The sequence below is a fragment of the Streptomyces ossamyceticus genome (assembly GCF_001418475.1).
GTDB classification, from domain to species: Bacteria; Actinomycetota; Actinomycetes; order Streptomycetales; family Streptomycetaceae; genus Streptomyces; species Streptomyces ossamyceticus.
The window spans coordinates 1-16,035 of the sequence record NZ_LIQX01000228.1 but is presented as its reverse complement, the minus strand read 5'-3'; the positions used below and the strand labels follow the sequence as shown (position 1 = coordinate 16,035).

Annotated in this window: 10 protein-coding genes and 3 rRNA genes; all 13 read right to left on the bottom strand. The window is 65.2% G+C overall.

The features are described from left to right. The coding region (locus tag AOK15_RS17945) for a DNA polymerase IV (RefSeq protein ID WP_055517962.1) at positions 1-1,400 on the bottom strand (1,400 nt) is incomplete at its 3' end. Between the two features lie 223 nt (positions 1,401-1,623). Then, on the bottom strand, positions 1,624-2,307 hold the full coding sequence (locus AOK15_RS17940; protein WP_185093796.1) for a MerR family transcriptional regulator: 684 nt from the start codon (positions 2,305-2,307) through the stop codon (positions 1,624-1,626). 424 nt (positions 2,308-2,731) lie between these two features. Continuing rightward, on the bottom strand, positions 2,732-3,205 hold the full coding sequence (locus AOK15_RS17935; RefSeq protein WP_028797289.1) for a bifunctional nuclease family protein: 474 nt from the start codon (positions 3,203-3,205) through the stop codon (positions 2,732-2,734). A gap of 84 nt (positions 3,206-3,289) precedes the next feature. Then, positions 3,290-4,045 (bottom strand): transcriptional regulator FtsR, encoded by a 756-nt coding sequence (gene ftsR / locus AOK15_RS17930; protein ID WP_055517959.1) that lies wholly within the window; start codon positions 4,043-4,045, stop codon positions 3,290-3,292. Between the two features lie 44 nt (positions 4,046-4,089). Continuing rightward, positions 4,090-5,061 carry an FHA domain-containing protein gene (locus AOK15_RS42275; RefSeq protein WP_079058547.1) on the bottom strand — a complete coding sequence of 324 codons (972 nt, stop codon included), beginning with the start codon at positions 5,059-5,061 and terminating at the stop codon, positions 4,090-4,092. Positions 5,062-5,122: 61 nt separating this feature from the next. Next, a complete protein-coding gene (locus tag AOK15_RS17920; protein ID WP_055517957.1) occupies positions 5,123-5,998 on the bottom strand; it encodes a DUF881 domain-containing protein in 876 nt (291 codons plus the stop codon). A gap of 5 nt (positions 5,999-6,003) precedes the next feature. Next, positions 6,004-6,336 (bottom strand): small basic family protein, encoded by a 333-nt coding sequence (locus tag AOK15_RS17915; RefSeq protein ID WP_009343209.1) that lies wholly within the window; start codon positions 6,334-6,336, stop codon positions 6,004-6,006. Next, entirely contained in the window at positions 6,333-7,232 is a 900-nt protein-coding gene (locus AOK15_RS17910) for a DUF881 domain-containing protein (protein WP_107099437.1), read from the bottom strand. Before AOK15_RS17910 ends, AOK15_RS17915 begins: the two co-directional genes overlap by 4 nt. Positions 7,233-7,329: 97 nt before the next feature. Further along, positions 7,330-9,825 (bottom strand): mannose-1-phosphate guanyltransferase, encoded by a 2,496-nt coding sequence (locus AOK15_RS17905; protein ID WP_055517954.1) that lies wholly within the window; start codon positions 9,823-9,825, stop codon positions 7,330-7,332. A gap of 114 nt (positions 9,826-9,939) precedes the next feature. Then, on the bottom strand, positions 9,940-10,548 hold the full coding sequence (gene clsA, locus AOK15_RS17900; protein ID WP_055517953.1) for a cardiolipin synthase ClsA: 609 nt from the start codon (positions 10,546-10,548) through the stop codon (positions 9,940-9,942). 109 nt (positions 10,549-10,657) lie between these two features. Then, a 5S ribosomal RNA gene (rrf, locus tag AOK15_RS17895) occupies positions 10,658-10,774 on the bottom strand. A gap of 92 nt (positions 10,775-10,866) precedes the next feature. Next, positions 10,867-13,989 (bottom strand): 23S ribosomal RNA (locus tag AOK15_RS17890). Positions 13,990-14,300: 311 nt separating this feature from the next. After that, a 16S ribosomal RNA gene (locus tag AOK15_RS17885) occupies positions 14,301-15,827 on the bottom strand. Together the 16S, 23S and 5S rRNA genes form the textbook arrangement of a ribosomal RNA operon. Between the last annotated feature and the right edge of the window lie 208 nt (positions 15,828-16,035).

The following is a 16,035-nucleotide window of genomic DNA, read 5'->3' as shown; positions in this document are numbered from 1 at the left end:
GCCCCTCCCTCATGCTCCGTTCCCGGCCCCGGCACGGGCACCACCTCCGACGGTCGCACCGGCCCGCCAGGGACCAGCGGCAGCGGATCCACCGCCTCGAGATCCGGGTCGTCCGTCCGGAACGTCCGCACCCGCCCCGGCTCCTTGTCCTCGGGCGTCTCGAACCGCACGGTGACCCGCCCGAGCCCGCTCCCCTGCACCCAGCCGTGCCCGTACACGGAGTGCCGCACGTCGTGCCCGGCCGACCACCGACGCTCGACGGCCTGCCCCACGCCCTCGTCAGGGACGGCTTCCTCCACCGCGTCCTCCTCCGGCAGCTCCGGCTCCCCCGCGGCCTGGGCGAACAGGTCCTCCTGCGTGTAGTCGGCAAGCCCGCTGACCCCGACCCCCAGCAGCCGCACCCCACCGGTGGTGTCGACGGCCTCCAGCAGCCGGGCCGCGGCCTCCCTCACCACGGCCGGGTCGTCCGTCGGCCCCCGCAGCGTCTCGGACCGGGTCAGCGTCGAGAAGTCGTACCGCCGCACCTTCAGCACGATCGTCCGCCCCGACAGACCGGCGCCCCTGAGCCGCCGCACACACCGGTCGGCGAGCCGCTGCACCTCCAGCCGGACCCGCACCCGGTCGTGGATGTCCACGTCGTAGGTGTCCTCCACGGACACGGACTTCGCGTCCCGCTCGGCGACCACGGCCCGGTCGTCACGTGCCGATGCCATCGCGTACAGGCCGTGCCCATGGGCCTTCCCCAGCAGCCGTACGACCTCGTCCTCGCCGGCCTCCACGATCTCCTCGACGGTGGTGATCCCCGCGCGCCGCAGGTGGTCCCCGGTGGCCGGCCCGACTCCGGGGAGGATCCGCACGGACATCGGCCCGAGGAGTGCCCGCTCGGTGCCGGGCTCGATGAGCACCAGGCCGTCCGGCTTGGCCTGCTCGGAGGCGATCTTCGCGAGCATCTTGGACGCGGCGAGCCCCACGGACCCGGTGAGCCCGGTGACCTCACGTATCTCCTGACGCAGCCGCACGCCCGTCCCACGCGCGGAGGCCTCGTCCCAGGCCGTTCCCCCGGCCTCCAGGTCCACGAACGCCTCATCCAGGCTCAGGGGCTCCACCAGCGGCGACAAGGCGTGCAGAAGCCCCATGACCTGCTGGCTGATCGCCCGGTAGAACGTGAAGCGGGGCGTGAGGTACGCGGCGTTCGGCGCGAGCCGACGGGCCTGCGCCGTGGGCATCGCCGAGTGCACCCCGAGGACCCTGGCCTCGTACGAGGCGGTGGCGACCACACCGCGGGGACCCAGGCCGCCCACGATGACGGCCTTACCGCGCAGACTCGGCTTGGACGCCTGCTCCGCCGAGGCGTAGAAGGCATCCATGTCGAGATGCAGGATCGTGGGCGCGGTTCTCACATCTCCGATGCTGCCCTACACCACTGACAATGCCCTGCCACGCCCGTCGGCGAGCCCCTGTCACCGCTGACGAACCGGCTCGGTCGCGGGCCGACCACGAACCCGCCCCGGAGGGACCGGCCCGCCACTCGGAACTCGCCCCCGCCCGCCGGGTCGGGCCCGCCTCAGCCCACCACGCCGGCCCGCCTCAACCCGCCCGCTCGCACCCGCCGCGGCGCCCCGCTCAGACCGCGCGGTTGCGCCTGCGCGCCAGCTCGTCCGCCGGGTTGGGGCGGACCAAGGTCTCACCCGTGTCGATCCGCTCGCCGTGCAACTGCGAGAGAGCGCTTTCTACGTCACGCCAGACGACCCCGACGGCAATCCCGAAGATCCCCTGGCCGCCTTGGAGAAGGGCGTGGACCTCGTCCGGCGAAGTGCATTCGTAGACCGTGGCCCCGTCGCTCATCAGCGTCATCCGCTCCAGGTCGCTGAAGCCCCGCTCCCGCAGGTGCTGGACGGCTGTGCGGATGTTCTGCAGGGAGACACCGGTGTCGAGGAACCGTTTCACGATCTTGAGGACGACGACGTCCCGGAAGCTGTAGAGCCGCTGTGTCCCGGACCCGTGGGCGGACCGCACACTGGGCTCCACGAGGCCGGTGCGGGCCCAGTAGTCGAGTTGGCGATAGGTGATACCGGCGGCGGCACACGCGGTGGGGCCGCGGTACCCGACCTTCTCGTACGGCTCGGACTCGACCTCCGAACCGTCCTGGACAGCCGTAGGCAACTGTGGAACGGGACCGGCCGGGCCGCCGGGATGGGGATAGCCTCTGCTCGAGCGGAGCCGAGCGCTCGGGGGAGGGTACGAGCCGCTCTCCCCCAGGCTGCGTCCGGGGGCACCCCCAGTCGTACCGTCGCCGCTGTTCCTCACGCCGACCTCCGTCCTTGACCTGCCTTCTCGACGGTAGGCAGCCACCAAGGGTGCGTCAACGACCGCCACACTCGGCACGCCGAGTGATAATCACCCTGAGAGTGGTTTCCCGTGCCCTTCCGCGGGGAAAGGCTAGCCGAATGTGCTAAGCGGAACCCCGGGACACCGCACGGACATGTGTCAGGTGCCGGACTCTCGTCACGCCACCCCCTTGATCGACACCCCCCGGACCCAACCCCATCGGTCGGCGCTCCGGTAGGCCCTGGACGGCACGTGGTGCCGGTCCCGCCGGTCACGACCGCGCAGCCCGCCAGCGGCGCGACCCAACGGCCCACGAACCCTTGGCGGCACGACGACGACTGGGCCTCGCGCCAGGGCCCGATGCCCCGACGGCCGCAAGGCCCGACACCACCGCAGCCCGGCCTCACTGGCTGCTGGTACCGAAGTCCTCCGGCGAGATCTGGTCGAGGAACTCGCGGAACTTCTCCACCTCGTCCTCCTGCTCGTCCGGGATCGCGATGCCCGCGTCGTCGAGCACCCCGTCACTGCCGAAGATCGGCGTCCCGGTGCGCAGCGCCAGCGCTATGGCGTCGGAGGGCCTGGCGCTCACCTCGACACCGCTGGCGAAGACCAGCTCCGCGTAGAAGACGCCCTCACGCAGATCCGTGATGCGCACTTCCGTGAGCTCCTGGCCGACGGCCTCCAGCACGTCCTTGAACAGGTCGTGGGTCAGCGGCCGCGCGGGGGCCATGCCCTGCTGGGCGAAGGCGATCGCGGTGGCCTCCCCGGGCCCGATCCAGATGGGGAGGTAACGGTCGCCTCCCACTTCACGCAGGAGCACGATCGGTTGGTTGGAGGGCATTTCGACCCGGACACCTACGACATCGAGCTCGTTCACACAGCAACCCTAGGCCGTGCTCGGGATGTTTGGGTAGTCGAGCACCGATAGGCCGAACGATCCGCCACAGGCGAACACCCCTCTTCAGCGCAGCCGGACACCCAGCGCACTCTGCACCAGCGCGGCGTGCAGCTTCACCGTGAGCCCCGCCAGCTCCCGCGTACGGTCCTCCGCATGCGCTCTGGTCTGGGGATTGCGGTGGCGGCGCAGCGGCGCGACCACCTGCTCCACGAGGCCCGCCTCACGGTCGACGGCGGCCCGCATCACCCGCAGATGCCTCGGCTCGATACCGAACCGCCCCAGTTCCACCACAAGCGTGGCGACCGTGAGGGCCTCGGCGTCGTACGTGCCGTCCGGCAGCGGCGCCACGAGCCCGTACGACTCCCACTCGGCCAGCTGCTCCTCGCCGATCCCGGCGCCGGCCAGCAGCTCGGCCCGCCCGATCCGGGCGGCGGTGGGCTCCTCGGGCTCCCCGAAGAGCTCGCTCAGCCGCTCTCCGTCGCCGTTGTCCCGCTGGCGTCCCACCGACGGCAGCCGGACCTCCTCGCCCCGTTCCAGGGCCGCCAGGTGCTCACGGATCACCTTGAGCGGCAGATAGTGGTCCCGCTGCATCCTCAGGACGTGTCCGAGACGCTCGACGTCCCCGGCGCTGAACTTGCGATACCCCGAGGGGGTCCGCTGCGGCTCGATGAGCCCCTCCGATTCCAGGAAACGGATCTTGGAGATCGTGACCTCTGGGAACTCCTCGCGCAGCAGGTTCAGCACCGAGCCGATGCTCATCAGGCCACTGTCCGCGGCGGTGGTGCCGTGATCGGCACCACCGCTCGTTGTTCGAAGCATGGACCTTCCCTGGGGATTCCCCCCGGATCGAGTCCGGGGGCGGGTCAGTAACCCCGCTGGCTCGCGTAGAAGACCAGCCGGTACTTGCCGATCTGCACCTCGTCACCGTTGTGCAGGGCGACCTGGTCGATCCGCTCACGGTTGACGTAGGTGCCGTTCAGGCTGCCGACGTCGGCGACTGTGAACGAGCCGTCCTGGGCCCGGCGGAACTCCACATGGCGACGGGAGACCGTGACGTCGTCCAGGAAGATGTCGCTCTGCGGGTGACGGCCCGCCGTCGTCAGGTCGCTGTCGAGCAGGAAGCGGCTGCCCGCGTTCGGCCCGCGGCGTACGACGAGGAGTGCGGAGCCGAGCGGCAGCGCGTCGACGGCGGCCTGGGCCTCCGGCGAGAGCGCCGGCAGCTGCGTCTGACCCGTCGTCTCGGAGTCGTAGGCCTCAAGGCCGGAGATCGAGATCGTGGAGGTCGTCTCGGAGGGACGCTCCGGGACCGCGCCGGGACGCAGCGGCGCACCGCAGTTCGAGCAGAAGCGGCTGTTCTCCGCGTTGCGGTTACCGCACCTCGTACACACCAGGGCCGACATCGACGGATCCTCCTGCCGCGGCTGCCCCGCCGGGGCATTGGACGCATACGGGTCGGTGGCAAACCCTCCACCCGTACCTGAGGCTGACGGGTCCCCGAAACCTATGCGGCCCGACTGGGCAGGGTCAACAGACGGCGCGCCCTGACCTCCGGAAATGTCACCGCCCGGACCAGCGACCTGGTCCCGGAACAGGGGGCGCTCGCCACCCTGGCCCTCCGCCTCCGAAGGCTGCGCGCGATGGCGGGAGGTCGCGTTGTCGCTGTCCTCTCGCGCGCTCTTGCCGAACAACTTCGCAAACAACTTCACGGGCGATTCCCCTTGACCGAAACAGACCCGCCCGTGGGGCAGGACGAACCCTGACTGAACACACCGGCCGACCCGGACATCCTCACAACGTCCGTTTCCACCAGACAGTTTCCACCACGCACCACCCATTCGGTGCGCCGACCCCCCGCAACCTCTTGCCCTTGCCGGACGACCCCTATGCACCTGCGGTTCACTGGGAGGACGACCGAGCGTAGTCAGGCCGCTTCGCTGCTCGCAAGGCGTCCACGACGATCTTGTCAGCCCGCTCCACGGTCACGGTGGCCTGCTCCTTCTCCAGTGTCTGCACCACGCCTCCGGGGATGTTCAACGCGGGCTCGAGGTCCTGCGGGTTGCCGATGACCTTGAAACGAAAGGGCTGGGTGATCTTGTTCCCGTCGACACTGATTCCCTTACCCGAATCGGTGAGATAGGTACTGGCGACGACGCGTACGCCGTTCACCTGGATCGCCTCCGCGCCGGCGGCGCGCAGCTCCTGGATCGCGTCGAGCAACATGTCCGCCTCGACCGTCCCCTTCGTGTCGTTGATCGTCAGCGTGATGCCGGGTCCCTGCGCGGCCACGGTGCCCGCCAGCACGCCGAGTTGTCTTTCCTTCTCGACCGTCTGCTTGCGCGCCTCCTCGGCCTGGTCCGAGCTGTTCTCCAACTCGGTGCGCTGATCCTCGAGACCCTGCTTCTCCTCCTCCAGACGCTGAGTACGGTCATCCAGTTCATCGAGGATGCGTACGAGATCCTCCTGGCGTGCGCCTCGCAGCGCGCTGTCGTCGTTGTTGGAGGCCACCTGGACGGCCAGGCCGAAGCCCAGGCCGAACAGCAGGACGGCCACGATGAGTTGGGCTCGTGTGAAGCGCGGCGGCCACAGCCCCTGGGCCAGCCGCTCCCGTCCGGTCAGCCGGTTCTTCTCGTCGGGCGCGGCCGTGCCGGGCCCTCCGGCGGCCGTGACGGGGACCTCCTGCGGCAGCTCGCGGCGCAACCGGGTCGTCGGCTCGTCGTCGTCGGCGCCGCCCGCGCCCGCCGTCGGCCTCGGCGTCTCGTGCCTGTCGCTCATCGGCCTCACGCCCGGAACACGTGCCGACGGATCGCCGCGGCGTTGGAGAAGATGCGGATGCCGAGAACGACCACGACGCCCGTGGACAGCTGGGCCCCCACACCCAACTTGTCGCCGAGGAAGACGATCAGGGCGGCCACGACCACGTTGGACAGGAACGACACCACGAAGACCTTGTCGTCGAAGATCCCGTCCAGCATGGCGCGCAGACCACCGAACACGGCGTCCAGGGCGGCGACGACGGCGATGGGGAGGTACGGCTCGACCACCGCGGGTACCTCGGGCCGGACCAACAGTCCGGCCACGACTCCGAGGACGAGGCCCAGTACGGCGATCACGATGTGCCCTTCCTAGTGCTCGGTTCTGCTGTTCGTACGATCACGCTCGGCGCGGCCGGCACCTTGATGTCACTCTCGACGGAGATGCTCGTCCGGATCCCGAAGTTCTCTTGCAGGGCATGCAGGTACAGCCCGTCGGGGCTGTTCTGGAACCTGGTGCTCAGCCGCTGCCCGTCCCCCACCGCGAGGACCGTGTACGGCGGCACCAGCGGCTTGTTGTCGACCAGTATGGCGTCGCCGGCGGCCCTGATCGCCGAGAGCGCGGTGAGCCGCTGTCCGTTGATCGAGACGGCCTCGGCGCCCGACTCCCACAGCCCGTTGACGACCCGCTGCATGTCCCGGTCGCGCACGCGCCCGGTGTCGGAGAACCCGGAGGTCTCACGGGGGTCGCCGTCACCGCCCTGGCTGGCGTCCTTCGAGTCGTTGACGACCAGCTTCACTCCGGGGCCGTGCACCTCGACGGCGCCCGACAGGATGTCCACGAGGTCGCCCTGGCCGCCGCCGTCCTTGAGCGCCTCGCGCTGGCGTGCGCTCACGTCGTCACGGAGGTCGTCGACGGAGTCCTCCAGCTTGTCCGCGGCCGTGGTCTGCTGGTGGATGCGGTCGATGAGCTCCTCACGTTCCTTGGCCAGCACCGGGGCGCTGATCCGCGCCTGCGCCGCGCCCACGGTCACCACCAGGGCGGCGAGCACCAGCCCGACGGCGAGGCCCAGTTTCGCCCGTACGGTTTTCGGCATGCCCCCGGTACCGTCGGCCTTCTTCCGGGCGGCGGCCTCGGCGTACCCGTCGTCGAGGCTGTGGTCCATGACGTTGTTGAGCAGCGACATGGAGGCGTCCGGACGCGACGGGCGCGTGGGCGTGCTCCGAACGGGGGGCTGCTGCGGCATGCCGCACATCGTCGCACGTCGGGCCCGCTACCTCCGAATGGCCCCACCCGCGTGCCGGACAGGCCCCGTTGGGGGCACTTGTCCGGCACGCGCGTGGGGCGGTGTTTCAGCGTCCGGCGCTGTCCACCACGGAGGACCATTCGTCCAGCAGGGCCTGCGCCGAGGCGTCGTCGGGCCCTTCGGCCCACAGATGCGTGACGGCCTCCGCCGGGTCCGGCAGGACCATCACCCACCGCCCGTCGGTCTCCACGACCCGCACACCGTCAGTCGTGTCAACAAAGCGATTGCCGGCGGCCTCCACGACCCGGCGCATCACGAGCCCCTTGACGGCCCACGGAGTGGCGAGATCCCGCTTGAGGACATGTGCCCGCGGAATCCGGGCGTCGATCTGGCTCAGGGTGAGCTGCGTCCGCGCCACCAGCCCGATGAGCCGCACGAAAGCAGCCGTCCCGTCGAAGACGCTGCTGAACTCCGGCACGATGAAGCCACCGCGCCCGTCTCCGCCGAAGATGGTCGTCTCGTCGCCGCCGACCCGGGTCAGGTCGTCGGGCGAGGTGGTCGTCCACTCGACCTGCGTGCCGTGGTACGCGGCGACCTGTTCCGCGATCCTGGTGGTGGTCACCGGCAGCGCCACGCGCCCGCTCCGCCGCTCCGCGGCCACCAGGTCGAGCATCACCAGCAGGGCCCGGTCGTCCTCGACGATCCGCCCCTTCTCGTCCACCAGGGACAGCCGCTCGCCGACGGGGTCGAACCGCACTCCGAACGCGGCCCGCGACGACGCCACGATCTCGCCGAGCCGCACGAGCCCCGACCGCCGCATGTCGCCCGTCTCCGTCGGCCTCGACTCGTCGAGGCCGGGGTTGATCGTCAGCGAGTCGACTCCCAGCTTGCCGAGCAGGCTCGGCAGTACGAGTCCGGCGCTGCCGTTGGACGCGTCGACGACTACCTTGAGTCCCGACTCGGCGATGCCCGTGGTATCGACGTTCCGCAGCAGGGACCCGGTGTACGAGTCGAAGACGCTGGCCGGGAAGTGCAGGTCGCCGATCTCGCCCGGGAACGCGCGCCGGTACTCCTGCCGCGCGAACACCCGGTCCAGCTTCCGCTGGCTGCCCTGCGACAGGTCCGCTCCCTGGCTGTCGAAGAACATGATGTCGACGGAGTCCGGCACGCCGGGCGTGGTCCGGATCATGATCCCGCCGGCACTGCCCCGAGCGGTCTGCTGCCGGGCCACCGGCAGGGGTACGTTCTCCAGGTCCCGTACGTCGATGGCGCTGGCCTGAAGCGCCGAGATGACCGCCCGCTTGAGGGCCCGCGCGCCTCGGGAGTGGTCACGTGCGGTGGTGACCGTCGAGCCCTTCTTGAGCGTCGTCGCGTACGCCCCGGCCAGCCGCACGGCCAGCTCCGGGGTGATCTCCACGTTAAGGATCCCGGACACGCCACGGGCACCGAAGAGATGCGCCTGTCCGCGGGACTCCCAGATCACCGACGTGTTGACGAACGCGCCGGCCTCGATCGTCTTGAAGGGGTAGACGCGGACGTTCCCCTGGATGATCGATTCTTCGCCGACGAGGCACTCGTCGCCGATGACAGCGCCGTCCTCGATCCGCGCGGCCCGCATGATGTCGGTGTTCTTTCCGACCACGCAGCCGCGCAGATTGCTGTGCTGTCCGATGTAGACGTTGTCGTGGACGACGGTCTTGTGGAGGAAGGCCCCGCTCTTCACGACGACGTTCGAGCCGACCACGGTGTGCTCACGAATTTCGACGCCGGCTTCGACCTTGGCGTAGTCCCCGATGTACAGCGGCCCGCGCAGCACGGCGTCGGGGTGCACTTCGGCGCCTTCGGCGATCCACACCCCGGGTGAGAGCTCGAATCCGTCGATCTCGACGTCGACCTTGCCTTCGAGGACGTCGGCCTGTGCCTTCACATAGCTCTCGTGCGTGCCGACGTCCTCCCAGTAGCCCTCGGCGACATAGCCGTAGATCGGCTTGCCTTCCTTCATGAGCTGCGGGAAGACGTCTCCGGACCAGTCGACGGGAACATCGGCCTCGACGTAGTCGAAGACCTCGGGTTCCATCACGTAGATGCCGGTGTTCACGGTGTCCGAGAAGACCTGCCCCCAGGTGGGCTTCTCCAGGAACCGCTCGACCTTGCCTTCCTCGTCGACGATCGTGATGCCGAATTCCAGCGGGTTCGGGACCCGCGTCAGGCAGACGGTGACGAGGGCACCCTTTTCCTTGTGGAAATTGATGAGCTCGGTGAGGTCGAAGTCGGTCAGGGCATCACCGGAGATGACGAGGAAGGCGTCGTCCTTCAGCGCTTCCTCGGCGTTCTTCACGCTCCCGGCAGTACCGAGTGGCTTCTCCTCATTGGCATAGGTGAGCTCCATCCCGAGCTCCTCACCGTCGCCGAAGTAGTTCTTGACGAGTGACGCCAGGAACTGGACGGTAACGACGGTCTCATTGAGCCCATGCCTTTTGAGCAGCCTCAGGACGTGCTCCATGATCGGGCGGTTCGCCACGGGCAGGAGCGGCTTGGGCATGCTCGAGGTCATGGGGCGAAGGCGTGTGCCTTCGCCTCCGGCCATCACGACGGCCTTCATGTCGGAAGCGTCCTCCTTGAAGAGACACGGTCTAGCCGACTTCACCCGCCCAGATTGTCCCGCACTTTTCCGACGCGGGCCATCGAGCCACTACGGCTGTCCCATCGGACGGGCTCAATCGGCCATGGCGTCCGCCGCGACAAGTCGGCGGACCTGAACCACGTAGAGGATCCCTGCCCACCAATACAGCGTTGTACCCCATCCGGCGAACGCCCATCCGAAAATAGCAGCGAGTGACGAGATCCACCCGGTTCCGTCACTGAGCAACAGCAAGGGGAAGGCGTACATCAGGTTGAAGGTGGCTGCCTTCCCGAGGAAGTTCACCTGTGGCGGCGGATAGCCGTGCCGGCGGAGGATGCCGACCATCACCAGCAGAACCAGCTCACGCAAGAGAAGTACAGCCGTCAACCAAAGAGGGAGAATCTCGCGCCAGGTGAGACCGACCAAAGTCGTCAGAATGTAGAGCCGGTCTGCCGCCGGGTCGAGTAGCCGGCCGAGGCTGCTGATCTGGTTCCAGCGTCGCGCCAGCTTGCCGTCCAGATAGTCGCTGACGCCGCTCAGGGCGAGCACGAGGAGCGCCCAGCCGTCGACCTGGGGGCCGCCGAACTCAGGCCAGAGAATCAGCCACAGGAAGACGGGGACTCCGAGGAGCCGCGCCATGCTGAGGATGTTCGGGATGGTGAGCACCCGGTCCGTCTGGACTCGGGTCTCTTGGACCTCCACCCGGGGGCCTCCTGTGCAAAACGAGCCAATGATGCTCCCTGACCCTACCTCAACGCAAAAAAGCTCTGGCTCCTGGGCGTAGTGCCCAAGAGCCAGAGCTGTAAGAGGAGTTCGGCGGCGTCCTACTCTCCCACAGGGTCCCCCCTGCAGTACCATCGGCGCTGTGAGGCTTAGCTTCCGGGTTCGGAATGTAACCGGGCGTTTCCCTCACGCTATGACCACCGAAACACTATGAAACAATCAACCGCACCACACCCCCGCGTGAGGGGTGTGGGGTTGTTCGTGGTTTCAGAACCAACACAGTGGACGCGAGCAACTGAGGACAAGCCCTCGGCCTATTAGTACCGGTCACCTCCACACGTTACCGTGCTTCCAGATCCGGCCTATCAACCCAGTCGTCTACTGGGAGCCTTACCCCATCAAGTGGGTGGGAGTCCTCATCTCGAAGCAGGCTTCCCGCTTAGATGCTTTCAGCGGTTATCCCTCCCGAACGTAGCCAACCAGCCATGCCCTTGGCAGGACAACTGGCACACCAGAGGTTCGTCCGTCCCGGTCCTCTCGTACTAGGGACAGCCCTTCTCAAGACTCCTACGCGCACAGCGGATAGGGACCGAACTGTCTCACGACGTTCTAAACCCAGCTCGCGTACCGCTTTAATGGGCGAACAGCCCAACCCTTGGGACCGACTCCAGCCCCAGGATGCGACGAGCCGACATCGAGGTGCCAAACCATCCCGTCGATATGGACTCTTGGGGAAGATCAGCCTGTTATCCCCGGGGTACCTTTTATCCGTTGAGCGACGGCGCTTCCACAAGCCACCGCCGGATCACTAGTCCCGACTTTCGTCCCTGCTCGACCCGTCGGTCTCACAGTCAAGCTCCCTTGTGCACTTACACTCACCACCTGATTGCCAACCAGGCTGAGGGAACCTTTGGGCGCCTCCGTTACTCTTTAGGAGGCAACCGCCCCAGTTAAACTACCCATCAGACACTGTCCCCGATCCGGATCACGGACCCGGGTTAGACATCCAGCACGACCAGACTGGTATTTCAACGACGACTCCACCCATACTGGCGTATGAGCTTCACAGTCTCCCAGCTATCCTACACAAGCCGAACCGAACACCAATATCAAACTGTAGTAAAGGTCCCGGGGTCTTTCCGTCCTGCTGCGCGAAACGAGCATCTTTACTCGTAGTGCAATTTCACCGGGCCTATGGTTGAGACAGTCGAGAAGTCGTTACGCCATTCGTGCAGGTCGGAACTTACCCGACAAGGAATTTCGCTACCTTAGGATGGTTATAGTTACCACCGCCGTTTACTGGCGCTTAAGTTCTCAGCTTCGCCCACCCGAAAGTGAGCTAACCGGTCCCCTTAACGTTCCAGCACCGGGCAGGCGTCAGTCCGTATACATCGCCTTACGGCTTCGCACGGACCTGTGTTTTTAGTAAACAGTCGCTTCTCGCTGGTCTCTGCGGCCACCCCCAGCTCACCGAGTAAATCGGATCACCGAGTGTGGCCCCCCTTCTCCCGAAGTTACGGGGGCATTTTGCCGAGTTCCTTAACCATAGTTCACCCGAACGCCTCGGTATTCTCTACCAGACCACCTGAGTCGGTTTAGGGTACGGGCCGCCATGAAACTCGCTAGAGGCTTTTCTCGACAGCATAGGATCATCCACTTCACCACAATCGGCTCGGCATCAGGTCTCAGACTCAATGAGCGGCGGATTTACCTACCACTCGTCCTACACCCTTACCCCGGGACAACCACCGCCCGGGATGGACTACCTTCCTGCGTCACCCCATCACTCACCTACTGCAAGTCTGGTTCGTCGGCTCCACCACTCCCCTTTGCCCGAAGGCTCCGGGGCGGCTTCACGGACTTAGCATCGCCTGGTTCGATGTTTGACGCTTCACAGCGGGTACCGGAATATCAACCGGTTATCCATCGACTACGCCTGTCGGCCTCGCCTTAGGTCCCGACTTACCCTGGGCAGATCAGCTTGACCCAGGAACCCTTGGTCAATCGGCGCAAACGTTTCTCACGTTTGTATCGCTACTCATGCCTGCATTCTCACTCGTCAACCGTCCACAACTCGCTTACGCGGCTGCTTCACCCGGCAGACGACGCTCCCCTACCCATCACGATCCCCGTTGGGGGTACATATCGCAATGACACGACTTCGGCGGTACGCTTGAGCCCCGCTACATTGTCGGCGCGGAATCACTAGACCAGTGAGCTATTACGCACTCTTTCAAGGGTGGCTGCTTCTAAGCCAACCTCCTGGTTGTCTCTGCGACTCCACATCCTTTCCCACTTAGCGTACGCTTAGGGGCCTTAGTCGATGCTCTGGGCTGTTTCCCTCTCGACCATGGAGCTTATCCCCCACAGTCTCACTGCCGCGCTCTCACTTACCGGCATTCGGAGTTTGGCTAAGGTCAGTAACCCGGTAGGGCCCATCGCCTATCCAGTGCTCTACCTCCGGCAAGAAACACACGACGCTGCACCTAAATGCATTTCGGGGAGAACCAGCTATCACGGAGTTTGATTGGCCTTTCACCCCTAACCACAGGTCATCCCCCAGGTTTTCAACCCTGGTGGGTTCGGTCCTCCACGAAGTCTTACCTCCGCTTCAACCTGCCCATGGCTAGATCACTCCGCTTCGGGTCTTGAGCGTGCTACTCAGATCGCCCTATTCGGACTCGCTTTCGCTACGGCTACCCCACCCGGGTTAACCTCGCAACACACCGCAAACTCGCAGGCTCATTCTTCAAAAGGCACGCAGTCACGAGAACAAGGCAAGCCTTGCTCCGACGCTCCCACGGCTTGTAGGCACACGGTTTCAGGTACTATTTCACTCCGCTCCCGCGGTACTTTTCACCATTCCCTCACGGTACTATCCGCTATCGGTCACCAGGGAATATTTAGGCTTAGCGGGTGGTCCCGCCAGATTCACACGGGATTTCTCGGGCCCCGTGCTACTTGGGTGTCTCTCAAACGAGCCGCTGATGTTTCAGCTACGGGGGTCTTACCCTCTACGCCGGACCTTTCGCATGTCCTTCGCCTACATCAACGGTTTCTGACTCGCCTCACAGCCGGCAGACTGTGAAAGAGAGATCCCACAACCCCGTATACGCAACCCCTGCCGGGTCTCACACGCATACGGTTTGGCCTCATCCAGTTTCGCTCGCCACTACTCCCGGAATCACGGTTGTTTTCTCTTCCTGCGGGTACTGAGATGTTTCACTTCCCCGCGTTCCCTCCACTTGCCCTATGTGTTCAGGCAAGGGTGACAGCCCATGACGACTGCCGGGTTTCCCCATTCGGACACCCCCGGATCAAAGCCTGGTTGACGACTCCCCGGGGCCTATCGTGGCCTCCCACGTCCTTCATCGGTTCCTGGTGCCAAGGCATCCACCGTGCGCCCTTAAAAACTTGGCCACAGATGCTCGCGTCCACTGTGCAGTTCTCAAACAACGACCAACCACCCGTCACACACCACCATCGCAGTGCTTCACCGGGGCCGGCATCGTGAAGAGCGAGCAACGCTCGCACCCTCAGATACCCAACAGCGTGCCCGACCCGGTCAGTTGATGAGCTTCGCGTTCCACGCCGAAGCAGTACTAGCGCTCTCACCCATACTGAACCGTGCCGAATAATCAACGTTCCACCCATGAGCTACCAGCATCAGACATTCGCTGATGTTCTGGCCTCTGAACCAGGCCGAAGCCCGGCTTAGAAGTGCTCCTTAGAAAGGAGGTGATCCAGCCGCACCTTCCGGTACGGCTACCTTGTTACGACTTCGTCCCAATCGCCAGTCCCACCTTCGACAGCTCCCTCCCACAAGGGGTTGGGCCACCGGCTTCGGGTGTTACCGACTTTCGTGACGTGACGGGCGGTGTGTACAAGGCCCGGGAACGTATTCACCGCAGCACTGCTGATCTGCGATTACTAGCAACTCCGACTTCATGGGGTCGAGTTGCAGACCCCAATCCGAACTGAGACAGGCTTTTTGAGATTCGCTCCGCCTCACGGCTTCGCAGCTCATTGTACCTGCCATTGTAGCACGTGTGCAGCCCAAGACATAAGGGGCATGATGACTTGACGTCGTCCCCACCTTCCTCCGAGTTGACCCCGGCAGTCTCCTGTGAGTCCCCATCACCCCGAAGGGCATGCTGGCAACACAGAACAAGGGTTGCGCTCGTTGCGGGACTTAACCCAACATCTCACGACACGAGCTGACGACAGCCATGCACCACCTGTACACCGACCACAAGGGGGACCCTGTCTCCAGGGTTTTCCGGCGTATGTCAAGCCTTGGTAAGGTTCTTCGCGTTGCGTCGAATTAAGCCACATGCTCCGCTGCTTGTGCGGGCCCCCGTCAATTCCTTTGAGTTTTAGCCTTGCGGCCGTACTCCCCAGGCGGGGAACTTAATGCGTTAGCTGCGGCACCGACGACGTGGAATGTCGCCAACACCTAGTTCCCACCGTTTACGGCGTGGACTACCAGGGTATCTAATCCTGTTCGCTCCCCACGCTTTCGCTCCTCAGCGTCAGTAATGGCCCAGAGATCCGCCTTCGCCACCGGTGTTCCTCCTGATATCTGCGCATTTCACCGCTACACCAGGAATTCCGATCTCCCCTACCACACTCTAGTCTGCCCGTATCGAATGCAGACCCGGGGTTAAGCCCCGGGCTTTCACATCCGACGCGACAGACCGCCTACGAGCTCTTTACGCCCAATAATTCCGGACAACGCTCGCGCCCTACGTATTACCGCGGCTGCTGGCACGTAGTTAGCCGGCGCTTCTTCTGCAGGTACCGTCACTTTCGCTTCTTCCCTGCTGAAAGAGGTTTACAACCCGAAGGCCGTCATCCCTCACGCGGCGTCGCTGCATCAGGCTTTCGCCCATTGTGCAATATTCCCCACTGCTGCCTCCCGTAGGAGTCTGGGCCGTGTCTCAGTCCCAGTGTGGCCGGTCGCCCTCTCAGGCCGGCTACCCGTCGTCGCCTTGGTGAGCCGTTACCTCACCAACAAGCTGATAGGCCGCGGGCTCATCCTTCACCGCCGGAGCTTTCCACGCACATCGGATGCCCGAGCGCGTCGTATCCGGTATTAGACCCCGTTTCCAGGGCTTGTCCCAGAGTGAAGGGCAGATTGCCCACGTGTTACTCACCCGTTCGCCACTAATCCACCCCGAAGGGCTTCATCGTTCGACTTGCATGTGTTAAGCACGCCGCCAGCGTTCGTCCTGAGCCAGGATCAAACTCTCCGTGAATGTTTACCCGTAATCGGGTGCACACATCACGAGAGCGGAACCACCGGAGGAATGATCCGATGGTTCACAGCGTCCTCGCTGTGTTTTTTCAAAGGAACCTCGTCCCGACCGAACCGGCCGGAGACGGGGTATCAACATATCTGGCGTTGATTTTTGGCACGCTGTTGAGTTCTCAAGGAACGGACGCTTCCTTTGTACTCACCCGATC

What these genes read in the sequence shown, in the direction of transcription:
- AOK15_RS17905 (WP_055517954.1), bottom strand. Translation starts at nt 9,825, where the DNA reads ATGAAGGCCGTCGTGATGGCCGGAGGCGAAGGCACACGCCTTCGCCCC.
- AOK15_RS42275 (WP_079058547.1), bottom strand. Translation starts at nt 5,061, where the DNA reads ATGGGTGGTGCGTGGTGGAAACTGTCTGGTGGAAACGGACGTTGTGAG.
- AOK15_RS17910 (WP_107099437.1), bottom strand. Translation starts at nt 7,232, where the DNA reads ATGTGCGGCATGCCGCAGCAGCCCCCCGTTCGGAGCACGCCCACGCGC.
- AOK15_RS17920 (WP_055517957.1), bottom strand. Translation starts at nt 5,998, where the DNA reads ATGAGCGACAGGCACGAGACGCCGAGGCCGACGGCGGGCGCGGGCGGC.
- ftsR (WP_055517959.1), bottom strand. Translation starts at nt 4,045, where the DNA reads ATGCTTCGAACAACGAGCGGTGGTGCCGATCACGGCACCACCGCCGCG.